Here is a 26,773-nt window from a genome sequence, read left to right as displayed (position 1 = left end):
ATGGAAAGATCCGCCCCTATTTAACCGTTTGAAAAAATCTATGCTGGCTTTCGCCATTTTCAATCAGTAGTAAGCTAATAGATAGGATACAATCAATTCCATGAACACTCCTTCCGACTCCCAACTCATGGCTACCACCGCAAATCTGATGGTGTTGTCGCGGGCTTATCGCGGCGCTGCTGACAAGGCGCTGGTTGACTACGGCCTGTCGCAAGCCACGGCCTGGCCCGTCATTCTGGCTGGCCGCCTGGGCGATGGCGTGCGCCAAGGCGCGTTGGCCGAAGCATTGGGAGTCGAAGGCCCGTCGCTGGTTCGGGTGCTGGACCAATTGGTGGCCGCGGGTCTGATGGAACGACGTGAAGATCCCCATGACCGCCGCGCCAAGACCTTGCACCTGACGGACGCCGGCCATGCGCTGCGCGCGCAGGTCGAGGACGTGCTGGTGGAATTGCGGCGCCGTCTGTTCAACGGCGTCAGCGAAGCTGACCTGGAAGCCTGCCTGCGCGTCTTTGACGCCTTGAAGGTGTCGCTGGGCCGTGGCGCGTCCGGCACGCAGCAGGACAATCAATCGTGAAACTGCCGAACGTCCGCGAGACCATCTTTTCGCTAAAGAGCTACCTGAGCGCCATCATGGCGCTTTATCTGGCCTACAGCATTGGTTTGCCGCGTCCGTTCTGGGCAATGACCACCGCCTATGTCGTGGCCCAGCCCTGGTCGGGCGCCGTACGGTCCAAGGCCTTGTATCGGCTCGTCGGCACCTTCATCGGCTCGGCCGCCACCGTGTACATGGTGCCGCGGCTCTCGAACTCTCCCGTTGTCATGACGGGCGCCATGGTGCTGTGGGTGGGCGCTTGTTTATACATGTCCGTGCTGGACCGCACGCCGCGCTCTTACCTGTTCATGCTGGCCGGCTACACCGCCGCAATGATCGGCTTTCCCAGCGTGACGGACCCTTCCCTGGTGTTCGACACCGCGCTTGCCCGCGTCGAAGAAATCAGCCTGGGCATTGTCTGCGCCACGTTGATCCACAGCATCGTGCTGCCCCGCGGCCTGGCGCCAGCGCTGACCTTGCAACTGGACAAGGCCGTGCGCGACGCCCGCAACTGGATGCACGACACGTTAAGCGGCCAAAACGCCGAACAACGCGATCGCGACCGCCGCGTGCTGGCCAACGACATCACGCAGTTACGCCTGCTGTCCACGCATGTACCGTTTGACACCAGCAATCTGCGCTGGACCTCGGGCGCGGTGCGCGCCATGCAGGACCAGATCTCGGCGCTGACGCCTGCCGTTTCCGCAGTGGAAGACCGCTTGCGCGCGTTGCAGGCTAACGATCAGCCGCTGCCCGAGCCCGTCGCCGCGCTGCTGCACGACATCTCTGAATGGATCAATGCCGGCGCGCAGGCCTCGCACGAAACCGCCGTGAGCCTGCGCGCTGCCGTCACGCGCCAGACCCCCGCCATCGACAGCCGCTCCACGTGGCGCGACGCCTTGCTGGCCAGCTTGATGACGCGGCTGCGCGAGCTGATCGACACCTATGACGAATGCCTGGCGCTGCGGCGTGAAATCCGCGCAGGCCTGGACGGCGCGCGGCTGCGGACCCCTCTTCGTTCCACGCGTGCTGCCCGCGATCCCAATGCAGCGCTGCACCGCGATCACGGCATGGCGTTGCTGTCGGCGCTGGCGGCAGGCGTGGCCATTTCCGTGTGCTGCGCGTTCTGGATAGGCACAGCCTGGAGCAACGGCGCGACTGCTGCGCTGATGGCCGCGATTTTCAGCTGCTTTTTCGCCTCGCAAGACAATCCGGTGCCGGGCATCATGCAGTTCCTGACCTATACGGTGTATTCGATACCGCTGTCGGCGCTGTACCTGCTGGGCATCATGCCCGCCATCCATTCGTTCGAGATGCTGGCCTTGTCGATGCTGCCCACGGCCTTCGTGATAGGCATCTTCATCGCGCGGCCGGCCAGCGCTGGCAAGGCCATGGCCATGCTGTTCGGCTTTTTGGGCACGATGGCGCTGCAAGACACCAACACGGCCGACATCGTGTCCTTCATCGACACGCAGGTGGCCCAGTGCATGGGCGTGGCCACGGCTGCGATCATCGCCGCGATTTTCCGCACGGTCAGCGCCGACTGGAGCGCCCGCCGCATCCAGGCCGCCAACTGGAAAGAGCTGGCGACGCTGGCCGCTTCGCCGCGCGCGCCGTCGCGCCACACCTATACCGCCCGCATGCTGGATCGCATTGGCCTGTTGCAGCCGCGTCTGGCCTTGGCCAAGCGGCCCGACGATCTGGTTGCCGCCGATGCGTTGAAAGACCTGCGCGTGGGCCGTGACATTACGGAACTGCAACGCGCGCGCCGCCACTTGCCCATGGCCGAACCCACGATCGAACCCGTGCTGAACAGCCTGGCGCAGTTTTTCCGCGCACGCTCAACCTGGCGCATCCGCGAAAAGACGCCGGAGTTCCTTGCCCAGATCGACCGCGCTTTATCCAGCGTGGCAGCCACGCCGCAAGGTCTGGCCGCGCGTGACCGTGCCGTGGTGGCGCTGGTGGGCATCCGCCGCGCTTTCTTTCCCGACGCGCCTGACTACCAACCTGCCCATCCAACCATGGAGGGCTCCGCATCATGATTGGCGAATTCAATCTTTACGGTATTTATTTCCCCTGGCTGCTGGTCCTTGGCGTAGTCACGCTGGGCGTGGCCTGGGCGCTGCGGCGCGTGCTGGCACGCGCTGGGCTGTATCGCCTGGTGTGGCACCCCGCGCTGTTTGATCTGGCGCTGTTCGTGGTGCTGCTGTATGGCGTCTCTTTGATTTCCCCTTATTTTCTCCAGAGATAGGTATGAAACTCCCTAACGCTCTTCGCCCTGCTGCTATCGGCAAGTTCGCGGTGACGGCCGTCGTCGTCGCCGCCGCCGCTTATGCCGGCTGGCAGCTCTGGGTGCATTACGAAGTTGAACCCTGGACCCGCGACGGCCGCGTCAAAGCCTATGTGGTTCAGGTAGCGCCCGACGTATCCGGCCTAGTCACCAACGTGCCCGTGCATGACAACCAAGACGTCAAAGCGGGTGATCTGTTGTTTGAGATCGACCGCGCGCGTTTCCAGCTGGCGTTCGATCAGGCGCAGGCTTCGGTGCGTTCGCAGCAAGTGGCGCATGATCAGGCTCTGCGCGACGCCAAGCGCAACCGGTCGCTGGGCCAATTGGTTGCCGCCGAAGCGGTTGAGCAAAGCCAGACCAAGGTGCAACAGACCGAGGCCGCGCTGGCCCAATCCGAAGTGCAATTGAACACGGCGCGCCTGAACCTGGAGCGCAGCCGCGTGCTGGCCGCCAGCGACGGCCGCATCACAAACCTGGACCTGCGCGCGGGCTCGTACGCCACCGCTGGCCATGGCGTGATGGCGCTGGTGGACGCGGGTTCCTTCTACGTCGAAGGCTATTTTGAAGAAACCAAGCTCCCCGGCATCCATGAAGGCGACCCCGTCACCGTCACGTTGATGGGGGACTCGCGCCACATTCGCGGCCACGTGGAAAGTATCGCCATGGGCATTGCCGACCGAGACCGCAGCACGGGCGCCAATCTGCTGCCGAACGTGAATCCGACGTTCAACTGGGTCCGCCTGGCCCAGCGGATTCCTGTGCGCGTAAAGATCGACGACGTGCCTGATGGCGTACGGCTGGTCGCGGGTCAAACCGCCACCGTGTCGGTGAATCCCAGTCCACGCAAACCCTCTTGAATGCTCGTTGATCTTTAACGCCGCCCCAAACCTTTTATCGACGCCAAGCCGTAGCTGCCATGAATACCAAACACCTCCTGCCGCTGATGCTGGCCCTAGCGCTAGCCGGATGCACCACCGTCGGCCCCGACTACAAGGTGCCTGCCGGGTCGGTGGCCGAGCGGCAAAGCGCGCAAGCGCCCTTCGCGCAAGCGCAGGAGGCGGTGTATCAGCAAGAGGCTGTGCCTGGGCACTGGTGGCGCCTGTATAACGATGCCGTGCTGGACGGCCTGGTTGAAAAAGCGCTGGGCGCCAACACCGATCTGCGCGTAGCCAGCGCCAATCTGGAACGCGCGCAGGCCGCCGTGCAGGAAGTGCAAGCGCAGCAAAAGCCCACGATAGGCGTGAACGCGTCGCCCACTTTTGGCCATGTATCCGGCTTGCAAGAACTGCAACCCGGCGTCAATCCGCCCAGCCGCTGGTCGTATTCCACAGGCGCCAGCGTGTCGTACCAGCTGGATTTGTTCGGCCAGATCCGCCGCGCTATCGAAGCCGCCAGCGGCGATGAACAAGCCGCCCAGGCAGCGTACGACGCCACCCGCGTCACGGTTGCGGCCGAAACCGCGCGCGCCTACGCCAATATGTGCGCCGCCGGTATGCAGCTGGCATCGGCCCAGCATTCCGTGCAGGTACAAAAGGAATCGCTGGATGCCGTCAGCCGCTTGCAACGCGCCGGCCGCGGCACCACGCTGGATGTGACCCGTGCGCGCAGCCAGCTGGAACAATTGCAAGCGAACCTGCCGCCGTTCCAAGCACAGCAACGCACGGCGCTCTATCGGCTGGCCGCATTGACGAGCCAGACGCCCAACGACATCTCGCCTGCGCTCTTGCAATGCGCCACCGCGCCGCGCCTGACCGAGACCATCCCCGTTGGCGATGGCGCTGCGCTGCTGCGCCGCCGCCCTGACATCCGCCAGGCCGAGCGGTCGCTGGCCGCCGCCACGGCGCGCATCGGTGTTGCCACCGCAGACCTGTATCCCAAGATCACACTGGGCTTGTCCGCCGCGTCGGGCGGCCCGTTCTCGATGATCGGCGACCGGGGCACGTTCAGCTGGAGCGTTGGCCCGCTGATCTCCTGGACCATCCCCAATACCGGCGCCGTGCAGGCCCGCATTGCCGAAGCGCAAGCCAACACCAAAGCGGCCGTCGCCCGCTTTGATGCAACTGTGCTGAATGCCCTGCGCGAAACCGAAAGCGCGCTGGTGGTTTACGCGCGGCAACTGGATCGCGACTCCTCATTGCGTGCCGCGCGCGACGAAAGCGCGCAGGCTGCGGCTCAGGCCCGCCAACTTTTCCAGTATGGCAAGACGGACTATCTGACGGTTCTGGACGCCGAACGCACATTGGCCACAACGGAAAGTGCGCTGGCGGCATCTCAGGCCGAACTCAGCAGCGATCAGATCGCGCTGTTTCTGGCGCTGGGCGGCGGCTGGGAAAAGTAAGTTCGGGCCAAGCGCCTGCTATTGAACGGCGCCCAGTTCGATAAGCTTGGAAATCGTATTGAAATTGCGGGTCGTCGCTGACACCTTGAGCTTTCTTTCGATGAAATTATTGTTGGCCTTGAGGTCGCTGTACTTCGTGGCGCACAACACATAAGCCATGTCACCCGCCACGCGCACCTGGTCAGGCGCATGGCCAAGTGCATGGAAGGCTTCCAGCAAGCCGTGTTCAGGCGGGGTGGCAAGCAACGTGAAATACAGCTTGGCGGAATCGGCGCCTTTGAACGGGTTGTCATCCAACACCTTCTGGAAGAATGGCGCCGACCGGACCAGCACTTTGATATCGCCGCCGAACTGGGCCTGGATCACGTCATGCACCAGATCTTCAATGGCAGACTGCTCCAGGTTCGTGCGGGCAATGACATTGCCGCTCTGGATGTAGGTTCTGACATTGGCCAGACCGGCCTCTTCCAGCGCTGCGCGCAGCGGCGCCATGAACACCTTGTTTTTCCCGGTCGGGGTCACGCCGCGCAACAGAATAATCTTCGTCTTCATGCTTGTGCATCACTGTGAAAGTCTTGCCTTTTGCGGGGACGCCGCCGCACAGAGTAGACTGGGCGCCTCTCCATGCGTTTCAAAGTCCGTATCTATGCTCGTTAAAGCACTGCGTGTTGGTCTGGGTCAGCTGATTGTATTGGGCGATGCGGTGACGCGTCCGCGCCCGCAGCAACGTTCGGCACAAGGCCAGGCGGCGGTCAACAAAGAAGCCGCCGCGCTCTCGCTCTACCAATTCCACGCCTGCCCGTTTTGCGTCAAGACGCGGCGCGCCATACATCGGCTGAATGTGCCGGTCACGCTGCGCGACGCCAAGGGCGATCAACAGGCCCGCGACCAACTGCTGGCTGGCGGCGGCAAGGTGAAGGTGCCCTGTCTGCGTATCGACGAAGCGGACGGCACACGCTGGTTGTACGAGTCCAATGACATCATCGCCTTTCTTGAACAGCGCTTTGCGAGCGTGGCCTGAGCGGCATCTGACAATATGACGCATCGCGCCCGCCGATTGGCAATCACCCTGTGCGCAGCGATTGCGTTGGCGGGTTGCGACACGTCGCTTCCTCCGCCACCGGCCGGATCAAAATTCACCGCCGAGACCATCGCAACGCGCGAAACGCCGCCAGAGCTGCAATTCCAAGGCTCGCTGGCGGGTCAACCCATTCACTTGCTCGTCCACAATTGCAAGGTCTACAAAGTAGACCCTGCCGAAGGCGAAAACGTGACTTGGACTTTGGTCCTTGAGGGCGATTTCTATCCGCTGCCCACCTCTTGCATTCGCGAAGAGATCACCGCAGGCAAAGGATACGTGAGGGTATTTCTCGGGCGTCAGGCGATGGGCGCAGGGGGCTGCTGCACAGGCACCCCCGAGTACCGCTCGAAAGACGGGCTGACCTGGAAGCCGCACTGACGCGGCTCCCCTTAAGCAGGCGCTCCGCCCTGCCCGGCCGTCCGTTTGAGTACCACCGTGACGAGGATTGACGCATCTTCCAGCGCAACCACGGCATGTAATGAGTGGCCCGATAAGTAAAGCAGATGCCCCGGCCGCAAGACATGCGTGGCGTTTTCAGCGGTGACCTCAACGCTACCCTCTATGCACTGAATCGTGATTTCTCCGGCCACACGATGCGATGGCATTTCCTTGCCGGCCAACAACACCAGCCGCATGACCTCCAAGTCTTCCGATTTGAAGAGCGCGATGGACTTTGCCGTGGCGATCTGGCTGCCGTAGGGAGACAGCGCGATCACTTGGCCGGGAGACGCATGTTGCAACGCCATAATTGGTGCTCCTTCACGAGGACAGGGTTGGGAAGACGATACCCCATCCCTATTTGGGGACAGCCTCGGTCACCATGCCCGTCCCCCATAAAACACCACAGCTATACTGTTCTGACTCAAATAAACTTTGCCGCGCTGCGCCTTTTAAGCAGCGCCCTTTATTGATGCCATCTTTTTCGGCTTTGCTGCGCCCGGTTGGCCAGGCGCTCATTTGTGCACTCTTTGGCCTGGCCTCAGCCCAGGCACTCGCAGCCCCTCCGCCGCTGGCGCAATGTCACGGCATCAAGGATCTGGCTTTCGTCGCGCATTTGGACGACGACCTATTGTTCATGAATCCGGACATTGCCTCGAACATCGAGGCAGGCGGATGCGTGCGCGTCGTCTATCTGACGGCCAGCGACGCTGGCGAAGGCGAAGGTTATATGCTGGGCCGTGAGCGCGGCGTGCGCGCCGCGTATGCGTTTATGGCGCACAAACCCGACGTCTGGAAAGAAGACGCCGGAACGGTTGCCGGACGCCATATTGCCCGCTTTACCTTGCAGGACAATCCGCGCGTGCAGCTGTGGCATTTGCGGCTGAAAGACCCCTGGCTGGGCAAAGGCTGGGGCAGTCTGACCCCGCTTAGCCGCACGGAGTCCGAACCCGGGCAAAATATTGACACGCTCGGCCCGTATCCCGAGGTCTATACCCGCGAACAACTGATTGCCACCGTGGCCGAGATGATCCGCCAATATGGCCCGACGACGGTGCGCCACCTTGATGACACGGTCAGCGTGCCTTATACGCAGCTGTGCTGGCGTTGCACGGGCCATAGCCATCCCGATCACATCGCCAGCGCGCGGCTGGTGCGCGAAGCCATGGTGCGCGCCCCCGGCAACTACGCCGAAACGGGTTATATCGACTACCCCAGCCAGGAACGCGCCACCAACCTGACCGATAGCGAGATCGCCGCCAAGTCGATGATCTTCCAGCACTACGCCTGGAACGACTATCACTATTGCGCAGGGCCCACGGGTTGCAAAGAACCCGCCGGACCAGCCGCGGCCTGGGTGCAGCGCGCTTATTACGTATCGCGCCAGGATGTAGCGCCTCAGCTATACCCGGACGGGCGCGGCGGACTGGTGGTGTTTGCCGCCGGCGAGACCAATGCAGCGGTCAATCGCTGGGATTCCGGCCAACGCCGCTGGCAGAGTCTGGGCGGACGCACTACCGGGCCGCTGGTGTCATTCACGCATGCCGACGGCACGGCCGGACTGATGGCGCGCGACCCCTTGGGCGGCGTGTGGGCGAATAAGCAGCGCCATGACGGTACATGGCAAGGCTGGCAGGCATTGGGCGGCATGCGCGTGACCCAGATTCCGGCGGTTGCTCCGCGCGGAGAAGCCGCGGCCGTGGCACTCGGTTATGACGGCCTTTTGCACTGGATTTCACCGTCCGGCATCGATGGCAGCTGGAGCACCTGGCAAGACTTGCCGCTGCTGGAAGGCGTTACCGGTTCTCCGGCTGCAGCGCGCGGCGCAGATGGCCGTTACGTGATCTTTGCTGTTGCAGGCGCAGGCGAGCTTTTCTATACGCGTCAGTTACCGGCAGCAAAAGGCCACCGGCCGGACTGGCAAGCCTGGCGCCGCGTAACGGCACCCGAAGCCGCGGGCGGACTGGCGGCGATCCGCAACCATGAAAACCGGGTCGAACTCTATTTCCGCCAGCGCAGCAATAACCATCTGACCAAGCTGGTGGAAGCGGGCGACACCACCGATCTCAACATGGAATGGAGCGCGCCGGCCGATATGGGCTTGCCCTTCATCGGACGCCCTGCCATCGACGCCAATGCCCAAGGCAACGTCGTGCTTGCCATTCTTGAGCGCCCGGGCGGACAGCTGTGGCTGGTTGAGCACGGCAAACCGGTAAAGCTGGACGCCGAGGCCGCATCGCCGCCGGCGATCAACATCATCGGCAACACGCTTTATGTCGTCGCTCGCACCGCCGGAGGCCCCCAGCGCTATCAAGTGCTGTCGCGGCACGACGGCGCCTGGGGCGCAAACCTGACGCTGGACGGCGTGCCAGCGAGCGGCGGCGGCCCCTTTGCATCCGTGGCCGCGCGCCCGGCCGATCTGCCGAACCTGGGCGCCAACAACGCGAACAACGCCGTGGTGGTGCGCCCGTCCCCGAACACGCCCGGCACGCTTACGCTGGAACGCATGCCGACGCAATCGTCACGGGCGGCCACACCGACAACGGTGCAGTGACGGGTTCAGTGCACCGTGCTGCCGTCGGGCGGCGTCTGGTTCAGGCCCAGCGCCGCTTCCCAGGCGCGTAGCGGCACGCAGGTTTGCAGGCGCACGATAGCGCGCTGGATCAGGGCCGGATGCAGTTCGTGGCCGACCTGCGAGGCGATATCGATAGTGGAATCGCCATGCAATTCGTTCAACCGGGTCTGCGCGGCCTGGATATGCGCCACGCTCATGATCGGGTCATCGGCGCCATGCAGCAGATGAATCGTGGTGTATTGCGGCGCGGACTTGGGCAATTGCGCGTAGCGGCCCGAAAATGCGAGCACACGGCCAGCCATGCCGTCATGCGCCTGCACCAGTTCCAGCGCCATGATGGCGCCCTGAGAGAACCCGGCCAGCGCCGTGTCCGATTGCAGCAAGCCGAAGCGGGCCTGCGCTTGGCGCACAAAGGCTTCCAGAGGCGGCATGGCGTGCGCCACGCGGTCTGCGCGGTTGTCTTCGGTCACGCCGCGCACCGAAAACCATTGCCGGCCCGCGCCGCCGCCATCGAAAGGCTCGAAACCTTCGGGCACCAGCACGGCCGCCGTGGGGAATGCCGCGCGCACCGCCTGGGCCAGTGGCCGCAGGTTGTCGGGCGAGCCGCCCACGCCGTGCAGCAGGATGAACAACTGGCGCACGTCGACGCCGGGATCAGGTAGAAATTCAATAGAACTGGAAGACGCCATAAGACTGCTCCGTACTGGCATGAGGCCGCTGAACTGCGCCACGATAGCGGCATTGTAAAATGCGCAGCCTATAGCAAACGACGGACTGCCCGGCGCGGCGGCTCGCCCCTACCCCTGTAATGCATACACCGACCACAGAATCGGGCGTCACGCCTGCCAGCCAAAATCAGTTGCACCGCGTGCTTAAAGCGCGCCATCTAACGATGATAGCGTTGGGCGGCGCCATCGGCACCGGCCTGTTCGTCGCCTCTGGCGCGGCGATTGCGCAAGCGGGTCCTGGCGGCGCCCTGCTGGTCTATCTGGTGATTGGCCTGATGGTGTATTTCATCATGACGAGCCTGGGCGAACTGGCGACCTTCATGCCGGTGTCAGGCTCGTTTTGCACCTATGCGTCGCGCTACGTGGACCCGGGTTTCGGCTTTGCGCTGGGGTGGAATTTCTGGATCAGCTGGGCCACGGTGGTCGCCGTGGACGTGGTGGCCGCCCAATTGGTCATGGCGTATTGGCTGCCGGATACGCCGGGATGGATATGGAGTGTGGCGTTCCTGGCGCTGACCTTTGGGCTGAACGCATTTTCGGCGCGCAGCTTCGGTGAAGCCGAATACTGGTTTGCCATCATCAAGGTCGTGGCGGTGTTGTGCTTCATCGCCGTGGGTTTGGCGATGCTGGCAGGCATCATTCATAGCGGCAACCCCGTGGGCCTGGCGAATTGGAAGGTGGGCGATGCGCCCTTCGTGGGCAATGTGGCCACCTGGGTGGGGGTGGCCATGGTGGTTGCGTATTCCTTTCAGGGCACGGAGCTGGTGGGCGTGGCCGCTGGCGAATCCGAGAACCCGCGGCGCAACGTGCCGCGCGCCATCAACAATGTGTTCTGGCGCATTCTGCTGTTCTACGTGCTGGCGATTCTGATCATCGGCCTGCTGCTGCCCTACACCGACCCGCAACTGCTGCGCAACGAAGTCGAAGACATTGCCGTCAGCCCCTTCACGCTGGTCTTCCAGCATGCAGGGCTATTGTCGGCAGCCACGGTCATGAACGCAGTGATCCTGACGTCCGTGCTGTCGGCGGGCAACTCGGGCATGTACGCCGCCACCCGGATGCTGTTCAACATGGCGGCCGAAGGCCAGGCGCCAGCGGTGTTCAAGCGGCTGACCCGCAATGGCGTGCCGCTGTATGCGCTACTGGCCACCACCGCGCTTGCCTGTCTGTGCCTGTTCAGCGTGGTGTACAGCCCGAAAGCCGTCTACATCTGGCTGCTGAACTTTGCCGGCATGACGGAATTCATCGTGTGGTTGAGCATTGCCGTCAGCCATTACCGTTTTCGCCAGGGTTATGTGAAGCACGGCTACGACACGGCTGATCTGCCTTACAAGGCCGGCCTGTTCCCCTTTGGCCCGGTACTGGCCTTTGTACTGTGCCTGACGGTCACGTTGGGCCAGAACTACCAGGCATTCCTGGAAGAGCGCATCGACTGGATCGGGGTCATGTCGACCTATCTGGCGATTCCGCTGTTTCTGGCGTTGTGGATCGGTCATCGCGTGCTGAGAAAGTCGCGCTGGGTGCCGTACAAGGACATGCGTTTTTACGGTTTGGAGCTGGGCCAGGGCGTGGAACAGCCATCGGGAACCCCGGCAAACGCCCGGATGTAGCCTTGGCGGGGCCAGGGAAACCGGCGGCTTGAAAGGCGGGTAAAATACTGTATATTCATACAGCACACCTCTCTTTCAAGCCGCTCATCCCCCCGTCATGCAGTCCCCGGAACGTATCCATCCCGCGTTGTGGCGCGCCACCCAAATGGCTAAAGGCGCCGCCCGCAGCCTGCCCACCGGGCATGCTGCGCTTTCGGCCGAGCTGCCGGACGGCGGCTGGCCGCTGGGGTCCCTGATCGAACTGCTGACCCCGCACCCCGGCATAGGCGAAATCCGCCTGCTGCGCCCGGCGCTGGCCCAGCTGGAAACACGCCGTCCCATTGCTCTGGTGCACCCCCCGCATGCCCCCCATATCGCCAGCTGGATGAGCTGGCGGCTGGACCCCCGGCAGTTGCTCTGGGTTGCGCCAGAAAAACCCGTTGATGCCTTATGGGCCACGGAACAGATCCTGAAAAACGGCAGTTGCGGCGCGTTGATCTGCTGGCTGCCCCATGTGCGGCCTGAATCCTTGCGCCGTCTGCACCTGGCAGCCCAGGCCAGTGATCTGCTGTTTATCGCCGTCCGCCCGTCCAACGCGGCGCAAAACGCCACTCCCGCCCCCTTGCGGCTGGCCCTTGCGCCCGCGCCTGGCGGCTTGTCCGTACACATTCTGAAGCGCCGGGGGCCTGTCTGCGACACGCCGCTGTACGTGGGCCTGGAGCCCGGCGCCCTTACGCCTTCTTCTCCCCGCCATGCGCCTCTGGATCGCCGTCTACCTGCGCTGCCTGCCGCTGGACGCACTACGCCCGCACTGGCCGCATGAGGAGCAGGCGTTCGCCGTTCTGGACCAGGAACGCGTCGCCGCCCTCACCCCCGCCGCCCGCCAGGCCGGCGTCCGCCCCGGCATGCGCCGCGCCGGCGCGGCAGCCATCGCCCCGCAGGTCGAGTTGCTGCCGCGCAATGCGCTTGCCGAAGCCGATGCCTTGCAAGGCGCAGCGCTGGCCTTGCTGCAATACACGCCCGAAGTCGCCTTGGCGGGCGGCGACACCGTGCTCTTGAATGTAGGCGCCAGCCTGATGTTCTTCCGTGGTCCCCGTGCGCTCAGCCAACGGGTCCGCGCCACGCTGCGCGCACTGGACCTGCACGTGACACTCGGCATGGCGCCCACCGCCATGGGCGCGTGGCTGCTGGCCCACCGCCCGGGCCGGCACGCCCCCCGGCGCACCCTGACGCTGCCCACGCTGGCACGCCGGCTGGACGCGCTGCCGCTGGCGCTGCTGCCCCAGGCGCAGGCGCGCCAAGACTGGTTAAACGATATTGGCTGCCACAGCCTGGCAGACCTGCGCGCCCTGCCCCGCGCGGGCCTGCAACGGCGCAGCACGCCCGAGCTGCTGCAAGCCCTGGATGCCGCCTACGGCCAGACACCCGAGCTCTATCGCTGGATTGAACCGCCCCATCAGTTTTCGCGGCGTCTGGAACTGATGGACTACGTAGAGCACACCGACGCCGTGCTGGGCGTGGCGCGGCGGCTGGCCGAACAGCTGGGCGGCTGGCTGACCGCCCGGCAACTGGCGGTGCGGCGCGTGGTGCTCAGTATGGAACACGAGCGCGGCCGCCATGCGCGCCCGCCCACCGAACTGGAACTGGCGCTGGCGCAACCGGTCTGGCAAGCGCCGCAGCTCTTGCACCTGCTGCGCGAAAAACTCAACCATTTCACGCTGGAAGCTCCCGTCATCGCCGTGACGCTGCTGGCGCCCGATACGGTAGAGCAACCCGCCGCCAGCACCACCTTGTTTCCTGAACCGGGCGGCACCGCGGCCGACCACGCGCGGCTGCTGGACCTGCTGGTGGCCCGGCTGGGCCGTGACCAGGTCCGTCACGCCCAGCCCACCGCCGACCACCGCCCCGAAGCCGCCAATTCCTGGGGCGACGCGCTGGCCGCCCCTCAACGCCCCGAACCGCTGCCCACTTTGCTGGACCGGCCGTTCTGGCTGCTGCAAACGCCGCTGCCCTTGAAGCTATCCGGCCATCGCCCCCAATACGCCGGCCAGGCGCTGCGCCTGATGCGCGGCCCCGAACGCATCGAAAGCGGCTGGTGGGACCCGGCCCTGACCGTGCGCGATTACTTCGTTGCCGAAGATGCCGCCGCGGCGCGCTACTGGATCTACCGCGAGCGCGATGCGGACGACGCCCGCTGGTTCCTGCACGGGCTGTACGCATAAGGCCAATCGCATGGACGACGATTCCTACGATGCGCCTGAACCGGCCGATCTGTTGGTCGCGCTGCCCGGCTACGCCGAGCTGCAATGCCAGTCGAACTTCTCTTTCCTGCAAGGCGCGTCGCATCCCGAGGAACTGGCCGCGCGCGCCGCTGAACTGGGTTACGCCGCGCTGGCGCTGACCGACGAATGCTCGCTGGCTGGCGTGGTGCGCGCCCACACCGAAGCCAAGACCCAGAAGCTGCCGCTGATCATCGGCGCCACCTTCCAGCTGCGCGCAGCTCCAGATGCCGCACCGCTGGGCCTGACCCTGCTGGCGCAGACCCGCGAAGGCTACGGCAACCTGTCCGAACTGATCACCTTGGCCCGCACCCGCGCGCCCAAAGGCGAATACCGCCTGGCCCCGGAAGACTTCACCCATCCGCCAGAAGGGTATGCGCATCTGCGCCAGTTGCCCGAATGCCTGGCCATCCTGACCCCCGCCTATGGCACCGATGCCGACCGCATGGCCGAGCAGGCGCGCTGGCTGGCGCGCGTGTTTCCGCAGCGCGCCTGGGTGGGGCTGACCTTGCTGTATCAGTCGCGCGACGATCTGCACCGCGCCGCCGTCGAACACGCCGCGCACGAATCAGAACTGCCCATCGTGGCGGTGGGCCAGGTGCAGATGCATGTGCGCTCGCGCAAACCCTTGCATGACACGCTGACCGGCATCCGCACACGCCAGCCCGTGTCCCAATGCGGCTACGAGCTGTCTGGCAATGCCGAACAACATCTGCGCACCCGCATGCGGCTGGCCAATCTGTACCCGCCCGGCGCGCTGGCCCAGACGCTGGCCGTGGCGCGCCGCTGCGCGTTTTCCTTGGACGAATTGCGTTATGAATACCCCGACGAAATCGTGCCTGCCGGCCACACGCCAGCCACCTATCTGCGCCAGGAAACCGTGGCGGGCGCCGCACGCCGCTTTCCGGCTGGCGTCCCCGCCAGCGTGGCCGAACAGATCGAAAAAGAACTCGGGCTGATTGCCGACCTGCAATACGAAGCGTATTTCCTGACCGTCTACGACATCGTCCAGTTCGCCCGCCGCGCAGGCATTCTGTGCCAGGGCCGCGGGTCCGCCGCCAACTCCGCCGTGTGTTATTGCCTGGGCATCACCGAAGTGGACCCGGTGCGCGGCAACACGCTGTTTGAACGCTTCATCAGTAAAGAACGCGCCGAGCCGCCCGACATCGACGTGGACTTTGAACACCAGCGCCGCGAAGAGGTCATCCAGTACATCTACGGCAGATACGGCCGTGATCGCGCCGCGCTGACCGCCGTCGTGATTTCTTACCGGCCGCGCAGCGTGTTGCGCGATACGGGCCGCGCGCTGGGCGTGGACTTAGGCGTGATCGATACGGTGGCCCGCGTGCATCAATGGTGGGACGGCAAGAAAGAAATGCTGCGCACGCTGGGCGCTTGCGGACTGGACCCGGAATCCCAGGTGGCGCGGCAATGGGCGTCGCTGGCGCAAACCATGATGGGGTTTCCGCGCCACCTGTCGCAGCATCCGGGCGGCTTTGTGATTTCACGCGGGAAGCTATCGCGTCTGGTGCCCATTGAAAACGCCGCCATGGCAGAGCGCAGCGTCGTGCAATGGGACAAGGACGATCTGGACGCATTGAAACTGCTGAAGGTGGACGTGCTGGCGCTGGGCATGTTGTCGGCCCTGCGCCGCACGCTGGAACTGGCCAGCCAGCGCCGCGGCCAGCCCATGACGCTGCAAGACATTCCCGAAGGCGATGACCCGACCTACGACATGATTTGCGACGCGGACACGGTGGGCGTGTTCCAGATTGAATCGCGCGCGCAAATGACCATGCTGCCGCGCCTTAGACCCCGCGAATACTACGATCTGGTGGTGCAGGTTGCCATCGTGCGGCCCGGCCCCATCCAAGGCGGCATGGTCCATCCCTATCTGCGCCGCCGCCAGAAAAAGGAAGCCGAAACCTATCCCAGCGAGAAAGTGAAAGGGGTACTCAGCCGGACCATGGGCGTGCCGATTTTTCAGGAACAGGTGATGCAGATCGCGGTGGTGGCGGCGGGTTTCTCGCCAGGCGAAGCCGACCAGTTACGCCGGTCCATGGCCGCCTGGAAGCGCAAGGGCGGCGTGGACAAATTCCGCGTCAAGCTCGTGGGCGGGCTGCTGGCGCACGGATATACGCTGGACTTTGCCGAAGCCCTGTTCCGGCAGGTGGAAGGCTTTGGTGAATACGGTTTCCCTGAAAGCCATGCCGCCAGCTTTGCGCTGCTGGCCTATTCCAGCTCCTGGTTGAAGCGCCATGAGCCCGAAGCCTTTCTGGCGGCCCTGCTGAATTCCCAGCCCATGGGGTTTTACGCCCCCGCGCAACTGGTGCAGGACGCTCGCCGCCACGGCGTTTGCGTGCTGCCCGCAGACGTCACCGTCAGCGGCTGGGACTCGGCGCTGGAACACCTGCCAGACGGCCACCCCGGCACGCAGCGCCACCCGCACGCCCACGCCCCGGATGCCGGCTCCCGCCGCCCCGCCGTCCGGCTGGGCCTGAGCCTGATCCAGGGCATGCGCGAAGACGCCGCCCGGCGCATCGAAGACGCGCGCGGCCTATTGCCCTTTACCGACACCGGCGACCTGGCCCGCCGCGCCACCCTTAACCGCCATGATCTGAATGCACTGGCCGCAGGCGATGCGCTACGCACATTGGCGGGCCACCGCCGCCAGGCCAGTTGGGAAGCCGCCGCCAGCGTGCAAAGCCGCGATCTGCTGCGCGATGCCGCCATCGTGGAAGCGCAGGCGCCCCAGTTGCAGGCGCCTTCGGAAAGCCAGTCCGTGGCGGCGGACTACCGCAGCGTGGGCCTGACCTTGCACAGCCACCCCGTAGCGCTGCTGCGCGCCCAACTGGCGGCGCGCAATTTCCAGCCCGCCGAGGTCCTGAACTGCTATCCCAACAAACGTTCGGCGCGCGCCTGCGGCATCGTCACCGTGCGCCAGCGCCCGCAAACATCCAAGGGGGTGATTTTTGTCACGCTCGAAGACGAAACCGGCCCCGTCAACGTGGTGGTGCGACCTGAACTGATTGAACGCCAGCGCCGCGAACTGCTGGGCGCCACCCTGCTTGGCGTATATGGCGCCTGGCAAAGCGTGGACGGCGTACGCCATTTGATTGCACAGCGGCTGGTGGATATGTCTGATCTGCTGGGCGGCCTGGCAACGCAGAGCCGGAACTTTCATTAGGGATGCGGTTGCGGCGCAGCCGCGTCCCTGCTTGCCTGGGGTTCTTGCCGGAAGTTCTGCCGGAAATTCTTACCGGGGCTTTTACCGAAGCGTCAGCCCTGTTTCCCGAACCCGCCGGACGCCCACTCCGATGCACGTTGCACGCTCAGCTTGTAGGTTGGCGCAACGTGGACTTCAGCCAGCTGTTCGCCCGATTCGTCATAGGCGCTGAGCACGGCATAGGGTTCGTCTTCGTCGGGAACGATATCCAGCTTGATGGTCAACCGGCCAGCGGCAGCATCGATCTTCACGCTCTTGTGCAGCGTCGCATGCAATTGCTGTTCGTGACGGCGCAGGACTTCGTTGGCCGTTTTGACCAGGGTGATGAAGGCGGACGAGTCCAGCGGCTTGGGGTTCTTCTTATCGCGGCCCATGGTCCACGGACCCACCAGAGCGGGCTCGGCTTGTCCGTCCAGGGTCATTTCCACGGCCCAGCCGTCGTCGTCCTCGTTCTTGATGATCCGGGCGGTCCAGCCGTCATCACGCCAAAGCCGGGGTTCCTGTTCCTTGCGGTTTTCGGACTGATCGGTATCCGATATCGGGGTGTCATTCACTGCGGTACTTCTCCTGATTCTTTGCCACTCAAAACTTCGCAAGACCTCTGCGCTGTACGCACTGTAACTTAACGCGCGAGCCCTGCCGGCGTCCTGGCCTGAGAAGGACAGTTTTGGCACGATCGAATCCGGCAATTGCCGGGTGCGCGAACACGTAGCAACGCACACGTATCCACGCACCTGTATCAACGCCCCCCCCTTTCAATGGCGGCGTTCAACCGTCTTTCTTCCAAACAGCGCCGCATCATCCACCGCCTTTGCCATCGCCTCATATCCCGCGTCCCCGGGATGCAGGTGATCACCCGAGTCATAAGCGGGCAACAAGCGCGCCGGATGCGCCGGGTCTTGCAACAAGGCATCGAAATCCACCACTGCGTCGAACACGCCGCTTCCGCGAATCCACTGGTTCACCTCGCGCCGCACTGCGTCCTTGGCCGGACTGTAGTACCCCGTGACCGGCGTGCCCTCAAGCGCGCCTTCAAACGGCGGAATCGTCGCCGCCACAATCCGCACGTTGCGCGCATGCGCCGCTTCTGCCAGTTGTCGATAGCCCTCGGCCAGCCGCGGGGCGGTCATGGCCGGGTCGCCTGGCGCGAAAGCGCTGCCCGGCCATCCGATATCGTTGATGCCCATCATCAGGACAACGGTGCGCACGCCCGGCTGCGACAACACGTCGGCATCGAAGCGGGCCATGGCGTTCACCCCCATCTTGTCGCTCCAGACCCGTGCGCCCGAGATCCCGGCGTTGACGACGCCCACGCCTTCACCCGCCAGACGCCGGGCCAGGAAATCGGGCCAGCGGCGATTCAAGCCTGGAGTCGAGCCGTTGCCATCGGTCACCGAGTCACCAAACGCCACGACGACCGGCGCGGCCTCTTTACGCTGCACCCAAACACCCGCCAGAAAGGCGCGCCCTTCCAACGGCGTGGCCCCAGCCAGATCTTGAGCCACGCTGGTGTTGCCCCGCGTCAGCAAGGCCGTTTGCTGCGCCCCCCAATGAAATGTCGTCACTGGTGTGGCCTGCGGGAAATAGGTGCTGATCGCCAGTTCGGTCAATGCGTCCACCGGCAGATCCACCGGATCACTGACCGCCTGCGCGCCCGGGGCGATTGTCACCCCCGGCTGCCCGCCAAAGCGCAGCGCGCGGTTCGATGCGGGCTCAACCGCCATGCCGTGCTGAATCCGCGCCACCTGCGCCGCGCCAATCACCAGCGCTTGCGAACCATAGCGGTTGGACAGCACCACGCGCAGCCGCTGGCCGCCCAGGCTGAGCTTGACCGTCTCTTGCAGGGTTTGATTTTGCAATTGACCAGGCATACCCGTGGGCAGCGCGAACAACGCATCCCAGACCGGCTGCGGGCTGGCAAACCAGGAGCTGATCCAGACAGCGGGCGGTGACTCTGTCGTGGCACCGGTAGCGCCCGCCACTGACGAGAACAAAAATGGGCTGGCCAGGGCAGCCGCAAGACTCAGGGAGCGAAAGCGTGGATAGGGTTTCAAGGCAGATCCTTGTAGCAAGAAAGATAAGTCAGGCCTTGACAATAGGCTCTTCCTAAACTGACGAATAGCCACATAAAATACATACACCTTCTTCCAAATTGGAATGACACCATGGATACGCTGCGTGCCATGCGAGCCTTTGTCCGCGCCGTCGAACTGGGCACCCTGTCCGCCGCAGCCCGCGAACAAGCCCTTACCCAACCCGCCTTGAGCAAGATCGTGGCGGCGCTGGAAAAAGACCTGAATGTGCGGCTGCTGGAACGCAGCACGACCCGCGTCGTGCCCACCGAGCAAGGCAAGCGCTTTTATGAACGCGCCAAACGGGTGCTGGAGGAATACGCCGAGGCCGTGGCGGACGCCCGAGGCCAAACCGAAACCCCCACTGGATTCCTGCGCGTCAATGCGCCAGTGGCCCTGGGCCAGTTTTGGCTGAATGCGGCAATCCATCAGTTTCTGGATTCATACCCTGATATCCAGGTGGAACTGATTCTGAATGACCGCTATGTAGATCTGGTTGAAGAAGGCGTGGACGTGGCCCTGCGCCTGGGCAGTGATCTGCCGCCCAATGCCGTGGCGCGCAAGGCCGGCGTGTCGCCCCGCCATCTGGTGGCCGCGCCGTCCTATCTGGCCCGCCATGGCATGCCCCGCACACCCGATGACCTGTCCGCCCACGACTACGTGCGTTTTGCATGGTCAGCGGCGGGCGATCTGCTTGAGCTGCATCAGGACAGTACCCGCGCCAGCGTTCAAACCCGGGGACGCTATCGCGTCAATAACGCCTTGGCAATCCGCGAAACGCTGGCGATGGGCGCGGGTATCGGCCTGTGCCCGGCGTGGGTGGTACACGACTTGCTAGCTGATGGCCAGTTGATTCACGTACTGCCCGGCTGGAGCGGACCGCAGCAAGAAGCCTTTCTGATCTACCCGTCGCGCCGCTACCAGTCACTGCGCGCACGGCTGCTGATCCAATTCCTGGCCGACCGTCTGCGTGAACTGCCTGGCATGCAAGTCCCCTCGGAACCATGAGCACAGCCGGCCGCCGCTGGTCTATCATGGCTTTTTTGTCGCGTAGTTGTAAGGAGCTATACATGATCCGCAAGCTGATCCCCTTCCTACTGGTTGCCAGCCTGACCGCGTGCGCCAATACGGGCACCTCGTCGTCGCGTGCGCCGGCAGCCTCCAGCTCCTCAAGCGCATCCTCGTCGGCCGATTCCGGCTCTTCGTCCGGCTCGTCCGGGGGATCGTCCTATGGCTCGTCGTCATCGTCGTCCATGCCCGGCGCGACCAGCGGCAAAACGTGCGATGCCGGCCCGCTGCAATCGCAGATTGGCCAAAAGGCCACGCAATCCGTCATGGAAGATCTGCGCTCGCGCAGCGGCAGCACCACCGCCCGCATCCTGCGTCCCGGCCAGCTGGTCACCATGGAATACAACGCGACCCGCCTGAATCTGATCGTCGACGACAAAGACATCATGACGGCCATTCGCTGCGGCTGATCGGTCCGCAAGCCAACCTTGCCCCCGGGGACCGGCACCGCGCCCGGCCCCGGCTGAATACCGCTTCAGCACTGGCGCGGCGCAGCCGCCGGCGGCACATGGGGCAGAAATGCCCCAGCCACTTCAAACGCGCATTCCTCGCGCGCAATATCGATCACCCGGGACACAATCGGGTTGACGATATTTTTCTTGTGCACCGCGTAGTAATTGATGGTCGGCAGGTCCGGCTGCACATTCAATTGGCTCAATGCGCCCCGCTCCACCAGCGGCGCGAAGTACGCGCCCGGCAGGTAACTGATACCCAAGCCCAACATCGTCAACTGCGCCATCATGCCCAGGCTGTTGCACGTCAGCACGCGTTTGACCGGCAATCCTTGTTCGGCAAACCAGGCGTCATACAGATGCGACAACGCTGAATTGGTGGGTTGTGAAATGACGGGATACGGCGCCAGATCCTGAGGCGTCAGGCGGGCAGAAAAATCGATGTCCAGCGCAGGGCTGGCCATCCACACATTGGTCACCCCGCCCAGATGGGTGCAGTCGTACTGATAGCTCCAGAACGGGCCGGGCATGATGGCCAGATCCAGCTCATCCTGCTCCAGCCGTTCGTACAGCGTGATGCCGCCGTCAATTTCGGGCATGAGCTGCACGCGGGGGTACTGCTGGCTGATCTGATTGATCAGACGCGCCAGCCAGGTCATGCCAACCAATTCCGTCACGCCCAGCCGCAGCACGCCTTCAAAACTGGCCGGATCGGCCATGTTCTGCACGATGCGGCTGTTCAGGTCCAGCATTTCACGCGCCAGTTCAAACAGCTTGCGCCCCTGCGGAGTCATCAGCAGTTTCTTGGCGCGCCGTTCAAAAAGCGGAGCGCCGGCAAAGGCCTCAAGTTCGCCCACGCGCTTGGCCACGGCGGACTGGGTGGTGTGCAATTTGCGGGACGATGCGCTGAAGCTGCCAAGTTCGGAGCTCCAGTAAAAAGCTTCTAGCTGTTTAAGGGTATACATCGCGGCGGTCGATGCGAAACGCATGGAAACCCTCACCTTAACATCGCCGCCGCGCTGCCCGCGCAGGGCCTTAGCCGCGCGGATGCAGGATATCTGCCAGGAAGCGCTGCGCGCGCGGATGAGACGGTGCGCTGAAGAAACGCTCGGGCGTATCCATTTCCAGGATCTCGCCGCCGTCCATGAACACCACCCGGTCGCAGACGTCGCGCGCAAAACCCATTTCGTGGGTCACGCACACCATCGTCATACCGTCTTTGGCCAGGCCCTTCATCACTTGCAGCACCTCGCCCACCATCTCGGGGTCCAGCGCGCTGGTGGGCTCGTCAAACAGCATCACGGGCGGTTGCAGGGCCAACGCCCGTGCAATCGCCACGCGTTGCTGCTGGCCGCCGGACAGCGAACCCGGATACGCGTCGATCTTGTGTTCCAGGCCCACGCGTTCCAGCAACGTGCGGGCCAGATCGATCGATTGCTTGCGCGGCTGCTTGCGGATGTTGACGGGCGCAAAGATCACGTTTTCCAGCACGCTCATGTGCGGGAAAAGATTGAACTGCTGAAACACAAAACCGATCTTCTGGCGCAGCGCGTTCAGGTTGGCGCCCTTGGCGTAGATGTCCGCGCCGTCGATCAGGATGCGGCCTTTCTCAATGGGTTCCAGCCGGTTGATGGTGCGGATCATGGTGGACTTGCCCGAGCCCGACGGGCCGCACACCACCAGCACCTCACCACGCGCCACCGACAGGTCCACATCTTTCAGCACATGATGCGTGCCGTACCACTTGTTCACTTTTTCAAGCTTGATCATGTTTGTTCCTTTAAGCCATGGCGCGCGAGCGGCGGATACGCAGGTCCAGCCAGCTCAAGCTGCGGCTCAGGCTGAAGCACACCAGGAAATAGATAATGGCCAGAATGCCGAACACCTGCAGCGGCTGAGTCAGCACAAGGTTGTTGACCTGATTGGCCGCAAAAGTCAGTTCGTTCACGCTGATCACATAACCCAGCGACGTTTCCTTGACGGTCGAGACGAATTGGCTGGTCATGCTGGGCAGCACGTTAAACAGCGCTTGCGGCAGCACCACTTTGCGCATCGTCGTCCAGTACCCCACGCCCAGCGAACGCGACGCCTCGATCTGGCCGCGCGGCACCGCTTCAATTCCAGAGCGGATCACTTCCGACAGATACGCGCTTTCATAGACCACCAACGCAAAGATCAGCGTCCAGAAGCCGCTCACCACCTGGCCAGTCAGCTTGGGCACCACAAAATACGCCCAGAAGATCAGCATCAGCAGCGGCATGCCGCGCACCACGTTGACCAGCGCCTTGCTGGCCACGCGCAACCAACCAAACGGGCTGACGCGAGCCAATGCGATCAACAGCGCCAGCGGCATGGACATGGCCAGGCCCAAAGCGGCCAGAATCAGCGTCAGCGCCAGGCCGCCCAGCGGGCCATTCGGGTATTGGCCGACCAGCAGCGTCGGCCAGTATTGCATTAGCAGATCAAGCACCGTGGCCTCCGCGATTCAGACGATAACGGGCGTAGATGCGCGATCCGAGCGCCATGATCAGGAACGATCCCAGCAGGTACATGATCGTCGCGGCGCCAAAGGTGGCAAAGGTACGATAGGTTTCGTTTTCGATCTCACGCGCCTGATACGTCAACTCCATGACGCCAATCGCCATGGCGACGCTGGTGTTCTTGAACAGCAGCAGCGCGCGGCCAACCAGCGGTGGAATGGAAATGCGCAGCGCTTGCGGCACGATCACGAATCGCATGCATTGCAGGTAGCTGGCGCCCAGAGCTCGGGCGGCTTCAAACTGCGTGCCCGGTATGGCGCGCAGACCGCTGCGGATGTCTTCTGCGATATAGGCGGCCGAGCCCAGCCCCAGCGCGATGGCCGCCAGCGACATCTCGGCGTTATGGTCGTACAACCACAGACGCACGCCCTCCGGCAGCAGTTCGGGCATACCGAAATACCAGAACAACACCTGCACCAGCAAGGGCACATTGCGGTGATATTCCACGTAGGCGTCAACCACCCAGCGGCACGCCGTCACATTGGTGGCGCGCACTACCACCAGCGTCACCGCGATGGTAAAGGCCAGTACCCAGGCAACCAGGAACAGTTGCAAGGTGACCACCATGCCGCTGAGCAGCAGCTGGTATTGGGAAGCGTCAAGTAGGCTCATAAATCAGTCAATCTCCGGCAATCTCGCGGCCCACGCCAAACGTCACGGTTTCCGACAAGCCGCCTGATAAGGCGACGGAAACCGTGACGAGAGACGTGCAGGCCGCGCTGGGGTCCCTGGCGTCAGCCCGCGATGGGGCCGATCTTGAAGCCGCGTTCCAGCTTGTACGGGGTTTCAGGACCAAACCACTTATCAAACAACTTGGAGGCCGCGCCCGAGGTTTCCGCTTCGTCCAGCGCCTGATTCACCGTTTCCAGAAAACGCGGTTCAGACTTGCGCACGCCCAGGCCCCAAGGCTCGTCAAACACCGACTTGGCGATCACGCTGACGGGCGCCGTGGGAGGGCTTTGCAGCACCAGACGCGCCAGCACCAGTTCCGAGGCGAATTGCGCGTCCACCTTCTTTTGCTGCAAGGCCAGATAGGTCGCCGAGCTGTCGCCATAACCAATCACCTGGGACTTGTCCAGAATGCGCTTGATCTCGCGTTCCGAACTGGACCCCTTGGTGGCGCCGATACGGCGGCCGTTCAGCGCTTCCACGCTGTCCAGGCCCGAGTCCTTGCGCACCAGCAGCTTTTGCGGGCTGACGTAATAGGCATGGCTGAAGGAGATCTGTTGCGCGCGGTCCGGGGAATAACCCAGGTTGGCGGCCAGGATGTCTACGCGGCCTTCGTTCAGTTCCGGCACGCGGGCCGCCACCGACAACAGCTTGTAGTTGACCTTGACGCCCAGCTTGTCGGCCACCAGTTTGCAAACATCCACGTCGTAGCCCACCAGCTGGCGCGTGGCGCCGTCCTGGAAGCTGAACGGCTGCGAGGTGCCCAGCGTGCCGCAGATCAGCTCGCCGCGCGCCTTGATGTCATCGACCTGATCGGCCTGGGCGGCGCCGCCCAGCGTCAGGAATGCCAGGCCCAGGCAGGCTGCGTAAAGAGAGTGGCGTTTCATGGTTGATTCCCCTTGTTTGGTTATGTGGTGGTCGTAATGAAAACCGGGATGCGCGGCGTGGCGTCAAGCCAGCTTGGCGCATGCCTCGCGAATGGCAGAGCAACCCTGCTTGATATCGTCCAAAGACGCTGCAAACGACAGCCGGAACGTGCCAGGCGCGCCGTAAGCGTGGCCATCAATGACAGCAACGCCCGCTTCGCGCAGCAGATAGTGGGTCAGGTCGGTGTCGGTGGCGATCACGTCGCCAGCTGGCGTCTTCTTGCCCAGCAGACCCGAACAATCGGGAAACACATAGAAGGCGCCTTGCGGCACAACGATAGCCAGGCCCGGCGCGCCGGACAGCTCGGCAATCGCCAGATCGCGGCGAGCCTGAAAAACCTTGGCAAATTCAGCCACGCAATCCTGCGGACCCGACAAGGCTTCCAGTGCGGCCGCCTGGCTGACGGAGGAAGCGCCGGACGTGCTTTGCGATTGCAGGATCGCCATCGCCTTGATCAGTTCGTCCGGACCCGCGCCGTAGCCAATACGCCAGCCCGTCATCGCATACGCTTTGGACACGCCGTTGATCACCAGCGAGCGGGCAGCCAGTTCAGGCGCCACCTGCAAGGGATGCACGGTCGGCTCGCCGGTAAAGTTCAGGCGCGCGTAGATGTCGTCGGTCATCAGCCACACGTGCGGATGACGCTTGAGCACGTCGGTCAGGCCGCGCAGCTCTTCGGCGGTATAGACCGAGCCCGTGGGATTGCTGGGCGCGTTCATCATCAGCCATTTGGTGCGCGGCGTGATGGCGCGTTCCAGCGCGTCGGGGGTGACTTTGTAATCTGTGGCGGGCGAGGTTTCAACAGCTACCGGCACGCCGCCATTGACCAGCACCATGTCCGGGTACGACACCCAGAACGGCGCGGGGATCAGCACTTCATCGCCGTCGTTCAGCGTCGCGGCCAGGCCATTGAAAATCACCTGTTTGGCGCCCGTGCTGACAATGATCTGCGAGACGGGATAGTCCACGCCGGTCGCTTCCAGCAGGTGAGCGCGGGCGGCCTTGCGCAAGGCAACGGTGCCCTGGGCCGGCGGATACTTGGTTTCACCGCGGTTCATCGCGGCGGTCGCGGCCTGGCGGATGTGCTCAGGCGTGGAAAAATCCGGCTCGCCAATGGTCAGGTCGATAATGCGGCGGCCCTGCTCGCGCAGTTCGGCGATGATGGCGCGCGCGGCAACGCTGGGCGACAGCTTGATGCGCTTGATGCGGTCGGCAACGATGCTCATTTGGCGGCTCCCGTTTTTTCAGCGATGGTCTTGTCCAGCCACGGCTTGGTGTAGGTGCCTGCGCGCAGCTTTTCCTTGGCCACGGCTTCGTCGGCTTCTTTCTTCAGGGCCAGCGCCAGCACGGCAGCGGCGTGTTCCGCGGGAATCACCACCACGCCATCAGCGTCGCCCACCACCACGTCGCCCGGGTTGACCACTTGGCCGCCCACGGACACGGGCACGTTGATTTCACCGGGGCCGTCCTTGTAGGGGCCTTTGTGCGACACAGCGCGCGCAAAGCAGCCGAATTCGCCCTGGGCAAAAACATCCAGATCGCGCACGGCGCCATCAATGACAAACCCTTCAATGCCGCGCGATTGCGCGTCCATCATCATCAGTTCGCCGACCAGCGCGTTGCTGCTGTCGCCAGCGCCATCCACCACGATCACGTCGCCTGCTCCACCCAGCGAAATCGCTTTGTGGATCATCAGGTTATCGCCAGGACGAGTCTTGACGGTGAGCGCCAGGCCAACCGTGCGGCGCGTGCCGCCATGCAGCGGGCGCAGGCCCGACACGCCGTACAGGCGATTCATGCAGTCGCTGATCTGGGCCGAGCCGATGCTGGCAAAGCCTGCCAGCACGTCAGCGGCGACGGCCGGAGCGGGCCGGGAAAGTATGCGAAATCCGATGGGGTTCATAAGCAA

26 protein-coding genes are annotated in these 26,773 nt (G+C 63.7%); 14 read left to right on the top strand and 12 right to left on the bottom strand.

Annotated elements, in window-relative coordinates:
• Nucleotides 1–100 precede the first annotated feature (100 nt).
• From RAS12_RS05340 to RAS12_RS05320, 5 genes are read left to right on the top strand one after another with little or no spacing between them, the layout of a single operon-like run.
• Nucleotides 101–574: a MarR family winged helix-turn-helix transcriptional regulator gene (locus RAS12_RS05340; RefSeq protein WP_306945861.1), complete on the top strand. Its 474-nt coding sequence runs from the start codon at nucleotides 101–103 to the stop codon at nucleotides 572–574.
• On the top strand, nucleotides 571–2,634 hold the full coding sequence (locus tag RAS12_RS05335; protein WP_306945859.1) for an FUSC family protein: 2,064 nt from the start codon (nucleotides 571–573) through the stop codon (nucleotides 2,632–2,634). The genes RAS12_RS05340 and RAS12_RS05335 overlap by 4 nt, the downstream gene beginning before the upstream one ends.
• Complete coding sequence (locus RAS12_RS05330; protein WP_054421638.1) at nucleotides 2,631–2,843, top strand: DUF1656 domain-containing protein; 213 nt, start codon at nucleotides 2,631–2,633, stop codon at nucleotides 2,841–2,843. The genes RAS12_RS05335 and RAS12_RS05330 overlap by 4 nt, the downstream gene beginning before the upstream one ends.
• 2 nt (nucleotides 2,844–2,845) lie before the next feature.
• Complete coding sequence (locus tag RAS12_RS05325) at nucleotides 2,846–3,739, top strand: efflux RND transporter periplasmic adaptor subunit (protein ID WP_306945855.1); 894 nt, start codon at nucleotides 2,846–2,848, stop codon at nucleotides 3,737–3,739.
• Nucleotides 3,740–3,798: 59 nt separating this feature from the next.
• Nucleotides 3,799–5,220 carry an efflux transporter outer membrane subunit gene (locus RAS12_RS05320; protein ID WP_306945852.1) on the top strand — a complete coding sequence of 474 codons (1,422 nt, stop codon included), beginning with the start codon at nucleotides 3,799–3,801 and terminating at the stop codon, nucleotides 5,218–5,220.
• Between the two features lie 18 nt (nucleotides 5,221–5,238).
• On the opposite strand, the gene RAS12_RS05315 is transcribed toward RAS12_RS05320, so the two are convergent.
• Nucleotides 5,239–5,772: a DUF1697 domain-containing protein gene (locus tag RAS12_RS05315; RefSeq protein WP_306945850.1), complete on the bottom strand. Its 534-nt coding sequence runs from the start codon at nucleotides 5,770–5,772 to the stop codon at nucleotides 5,239–5,241.
• A 94-nt stretch (nucleotides 5,773–5,866) separates the two neighbouring features.
• Here RAS12_RS05315 and RAS12_RS05310 point away from each other — a divergent pair, with 94 nt between their 5' ends.
• Nucleotides 5,867–6,241, top strand: a complete 375-nt coding sequence (locus RAS12_RS05310) for a glutaredoxin family protein (protein ID WP_306945848.1) — start codon at nucleotides 5,867–5,869, stop codon at nucleotides 6,239–6,241.
• A gap of 15 nt (nucleotides 6,242–6,256) precedes the next feature.
• Nucleotides 6,257–6,679 carry a hypothetical protein gene (locus tag RAS12_RS05305; RefSeq protein WP_306945846.1) on the top strand — a complete coding sequence of 141 codons (423 nt, stop codon included), beginning with the start codon at nucleotides 6,257–6,259 and terminating at the stop codon, nucleotides 6,677–6,679.
• Between the two features lie 11 nt (nucleotides 6,680–6,690).
• On the opposite strand, the gene RAS12_RS05300 is transcribed toward RAS12_RS05305, so the two are convergent.
• Entirely contained in the window at nucleotides 6,691–7,047 is a 357-nt protein-coding gene (locus tag RAS12_RS05300; RefSeq protein ID WP_306945843.1) for a cupin domain-containing protein, read from the bottom strand.
• A 164-nt stretch (nucleotides 7,048–7,211) separates the two neighbouring features.
• On the opposite strand from RAS12_RS05300, the gene RAS12_RS05295 reads away from it, so the two are divergent.
• A complete protein-coding gene (locus tag RAS12_RS05295; protein ID WP_306945841.1) occupies nucleotides 7,212–9,293 on the top strand; it encodes a DUF8189 domain-containing protein in 2,082 nt (693 codons plus the stop codon).
• Between the two features lie 5 nt (nucleotides 9,294–9,298).
• Here RAS12_RS05295 and ypfH read toward each other — a convergent pair whose 3' ends face one another.
• Entirely contained in the window at nucleotides 9,299–10,003 is a 705-nt protein-coding gene (gene ypfH, locus RAS12_RS05290) for an esterase (protein ID WP_306945839.1), read from the bottom strand.
• Nucleotides 10,004–10,122: 119 nt separating this feature from the next.
• Between ypfH and RAS12_RS05285 the strand changes: the two genes are divergently transcribed.
• From RAS12_RS05285 to RAS12_RS05270, 4 genes are all read left to right on the top strand, one after another.
• Nucleotides 10,123–11,652 (top strand): amino acid permease, encoded by a 1,530-nt coding sequence (locus RAS12_RS05285; protein ID WP_306945837.1) that lies wholly within the window; start codon nucleotides 10,123–10,125, stop codon nucleotides 11,650–11,652.
• A gap of 97 nt (nucleotides 11,653–11,749) precedes the next feature.
• On the top strand, nucleotides 11,750–12,454 hold the full coding sequence (gene imuA, locus RAS12_RS05280) for a translesion DNA synthesis-associated protein ImuA (RefSeq protein ID WP_306945835.1): 705 nt from the start codon (nucleotides 11,750–11,752) through the stop codon (nucleotides 12,452–12,454).
• Nucleotides 12,384–13,853, top strand: coding sequence for a Y-family DNA polymerase (locus RAS12_RS05275; protein WP_306945833.1), 1,470 nt, complete (start codon nucleotides 12,384–12,386; stop codon nucleotides 13,851–13,853). Before imuA ends, RAS12_RS05275 begins: the two co-directional genes overlap by 71 nt.
• Nucleotides 13,854–13,863: 10 nt before the next feature.
• The gene (locus RAS12_RS05270; RefSeq protein ID WP_306945831.1) at nucleotides 13,864–17,097 is read left to right on the top strand and encodes an error-prone DNA polymerase; all 3,234 of its coding nucleotides are present in this window, start codon (nucleotides 13,864–13,866) and stop codon (nucleotides 17,095–17,097) included.
• 92 nt (nucleotides 17,098–17,189) lie between these two features.
• Here the strand turns inward: RAS12_RS05270 and RAS12_RS05265 are convergent, their stop codons facing one another.
• Entirely contained in the window at nucleotides 17,190–17,690 is a 501-nt protein-coding gene (locus RAS12_RS05265) for a hypothetical protein (protein ID WP_306945829.1), read from the bottom strand.
• A 201-nt stretch (nucleotides 17,691–17,891) separates the two neighbouring features.
• Nucleotides 17,892–19,190 (bottom strand): SGNH/GDSL hydrolase family protein, encoded by a 1,299-nt coding sequence (locus RAS12_RS05260; protein ID WP_306945827.1) that lies wholly within the window; start codon nucleotides 19,188–19,190, stop codon nucleotides 17,892–17,894.
• Between the two features lie 111 nt (nucleotides 19,191–19,301).
• Here RAS12_RS05260 and RAS12_RS05255 point away from each other — a divergent pair, with 111 nt between their 5' ends.
• Nucleotides 19,302–20,216: a LysR family transcriptional regulator gene (locus tag RAS12_RS05255; RefSeq protein WP_306945825.1), complete on the top strand. Its 915-nt coding sequence runs from the start codon at nucleotides 19,302–19,304 to the stop codon at nucleotides 20,214–20,216.
• Between the two features lie 62 nt (nucleotides 20,217–20,278).
• Entirely contained in the window at nucleotides 20,279–20,686 is a 408-nt protein-coding gene (locus RAS12_RS05250; protein ID WP_306945824.1) for an I78 family peptidase inhibitor, read from the top strand.
• Between the two features lie 65 nt (nucleotides 20,687–20,751).
• Here the strand turns inward: RAS12_RS05250 and RAS12_RS05245 are convergent, their stop codons facing one another.
• The 7 genes from RAS12_RS05245 to RAS12_RS05215 all read right to left on the bottom strand — a co-directional run bounded on the left by RAS12_RS05245 (nucleotide 20,752) and on the right by RAS12_RS05215 (nucleotide 26,767).
• A complete protein-coding gene (locus tag RAS12_RS05245; protein ID WP_306945822.1) occupies nucleotides 20,752–21,717 on the bottom strand; it encodes a LysR family transcriptional regulator in 966 nt (321 codons plus the stop codon).
• Nucleotides 21,718–21,763: 46 nt separating this feature from the next.
• Nucleotides 21,764–22,498 carry an amino acid ABC transporter ATP-binding protein gene (locus RAS12_RS05240; RefSeq protein WP_306945820.1) on the bottom strand — a complete coding sequence of 245 codons (735 nt, stop codon included), beginning with the start codon at nucleotides 22,496–22,498 and terminating at the stop codon, nucleotides 21,764–21,766.
• Between the two features lie 10 nt (nucleotides 22,499–22,508).
• On the bottom strand, nucleotides 22,509–23,198 hold the full coding sequence (locus RAS12_RS05235) for an amino acid ABC transporter permease (RefSeq protein ID WP_306945817.1): 690 nt from the start codon (nucleotides 23,196–23,198) through the stop codon (nucleotides 22,509–22,511).
• Nucleotides 23,191–23,880: an amino acid ABC transporter permease gene (locus RAS12_RS05230; protein WP_306945814.1), complete on the bottom strand. Its 690-nt coding sequence runs from the start codon at nucleotides 23,878–23,880 to the stop codon at nucleotides 23,191–23,193. Before RAS12_RS05230 ends, RAS12_RS05235 begins: the two co-directional genes overlap by 8 nt.
• A gap of 122 nt (nucleotides 23,881–24,002) precedes the next feature.
• On the bottom strand, nucleotides 24,003–24,824 hold the full coding sequence (locus RAS12_RS05225) for an ABC transporter substrate-binding protein (protein WP_306945813.1): 822 nt from the start codon (nucleotides 24,822–24,824) through the stop codon (nucleotides 24,003–24,005).
• Nucleotides 24,825–24,887: 63 nt separating this feature from the next.
• Nucleotides 24,888–26,090: an aminotransferase class I/II-fold pyridoxal phosphate-dependent enzyme gene (locus RAS12_RS05220; protein ID WP_306945811.1), complete on the bottom strand. Its 1,203-nt coding sequence runs from the start codon at nucleotides 26,088–26,090 to the stop codon at nucleotides 24,888–24,890.
• Complete coding sequence (locus RAS12_RS05215) at nucleotides 26,087–26,767, bottom strand: RraA family protein (RefSeq protein ID WP_306945809.1); 681 nt, start codon at nucleotides 26,765–26,767, stop codon at nucleotides 26,087–26,089. The genes RAS12_RS05220 and RAS12_RS05215 overlap by 4 nt, the downstream gene beginning before the upstream one ends.
• Nucleotides 26,768–26,773: the final 6 nt, after the last annotated feature.

Origin of the sequence: Achromobacter seleniivolatilans, assembly GCF_030864005.1 — a bacterium.
In the GTDB taxonomy this organism is placed as follows: Bacteria; Pseudomonadota; Gammaproteobacteria; order Burkholderiales; family Burkholderiaceae_B; genus Achromobacter; species Achromobacter seleniivolatilans.
Note: the sequence above shows the minus strand (reverse complement) of the source record. Positions and strands in the feature narration are given on the sequence as shown.

Excerpts from the sequence above, each read along its gene's own strand:
- RAS12_RS05270 (WP_306945831.1), top strand. The coding sequence starts at position 13,864 with ATGGACGACGATTCCTACGATGCGCCTGAACCGGCCGATCTGTTGGTC.
- RAS12_RS05305 (WP_306945846.1), top strand. The coding sequence starts at position 6,257 with ATGACGCATCGCGCCCGCCGATTGGCAATCACCCTGTGCGCAGCGATT.
- RAS12_RS05230 (WP_306945814.1), bottom strand. The coding sequence starts at position 23,880 with ATGAGCCTACTTGACGCTTCCCAATACCAGCTGCTGCTCAGCGGCATG.
- imuA (WP_306945835.1), top strand. The coding sequence starts at position 11,750 with ATGCAGTCCCCGGAACGTATCCATCCCGCGTTGTGGCGCGCCACCCAA.
- RAS12_RS05310 (WP_306945848.1), top strand. The coding sequence starts at position 5,867 with ATGCTCGTTAAAGCACTGCGTGTTGGTCTGGGTCAGCTGATTGTATTG.
- RAS12_RS05315 (WP_306945850.1), bottom strand. The coding sequence starts at position 5,772 with ATGAAGACGAAGATTATTCTGTTGCGCGGCGTGACCCCGACCGGGAAA.
- RAS12_RS05300 (WP_306945843.1), bottom strand. The coding sequence starts at position 7,047 with ATGGCGTTGCAACATGCGTCTCCCGGCCAAGTGATCGCGCTGTCTCCC.
- RAS12_RS05295 (WP_306945841.1), top strand. The coding sequence starts at position 7,212 with ATGCCATCTTTTTCGGCTTTGCTGCGCCCGGTTGGCCAGGCGCTCATT.
- RAS12_RS05220 (WP_306945811.1), bottom strand. The coding sequence starts at position 26,090 with ATGAGCATCGTTGCCGACCGCATCAAGCGCATCAAGCTGTCGCCCAGC.
- RAS12_RS05340 (WP_306945861.1), top strand. The coding sequence starts at position 101 with ATGAACACTCCTTCCGACTCCCAACTCATGGCTACCACCGCAAATCTG.
- RAS12_RS05255 (WP_306945825.1), top strand. The coding sequence starts at position 19,302 with ATGGATACGCTGCGTGCCATGCGAGCCTTTGTCCGCGCCGTCGAACTG.
- RAS12_RS05215 (WP_306945809.1), bottom strand. The coding sequence starts at position 26,767 with ATGAACCCCATCGGATTTCGCATACTTTCCCGGCCCGCTCCGGCCGTC.
- RAS12_RS05245 (WP_306945822.1), bottom strand. The coding sequence starts at position 21,717 with ATGCGTTTCGCATCGACCGCCGCGATGTATACCCTTAAACAGCTAGAA.
- RAS12_RS05240 (WP_306945820.1), bottom strand. The coding sequence starts at position 22,498 with ATGATCAAGCTTGAAAAAGTGAACAAGTGGTACGGCACGCATCATGTG.
- ypfH (WP_306945839.1), bottom strand. The coding sequence starts at position 10,003 with ATGGCGTCTTCCAGTTCTATTGAATTTCTACCTGATCCCGGCGTCGAC.
- RAS12_RS05285 (WP_306945837.1), top strand. The coding sequence starts at position 10,123 with ATGCATACACCGACCACAGAATCGGGCGTCACGCCTGCCAGCCAAAAT.
- RAS12_RS05325 (WP_306945855.1), top strand. The coding sequence starts at position 2,846 with ATGAAACTCCCTAACGCTCTTCGCCCTGCTGCTATCGGCAAGTTCGCG.
- RAS12_RS05330 (WP_054421638.1), top strand. The coding sequence starts at position 2,631 with ATGATTGGCGAATTCAATCTTTACGGTATTTATTTCCCCTGGCTGCTG.
- RAS12_RS05320 (WP_306945852.1), top strand. The coding sequence starts at position 3,799 with ATGAATACCAAACACCTCCTGCCGCTGATGCTGGCCCTAGCGCTAGCC.
- RAS12_RS05275 (WP_306945833.1), top strand. The coding sequence starts at position 12,384 with ATGCGCCTCTGGATCGCCGTCTACCTGCGCTGCCTGCCGCTGGACGCA.
- RAS12_RS05225 (WP_306945813.1), bottom strand. The coding sequence starts at position 24,824 with ATGAAACGCCACTCTCTTTACGCAGCCTGCCTGGGCCTGGCATTCCTG.
- RAS12_RS05250 (WP_306945824.1), top strand. The coding sequence starts at position 20,279 with ATGATCCGCAAGCTGATCCCCTTCCTACTGGTTGCCAGCCTGACCGCG.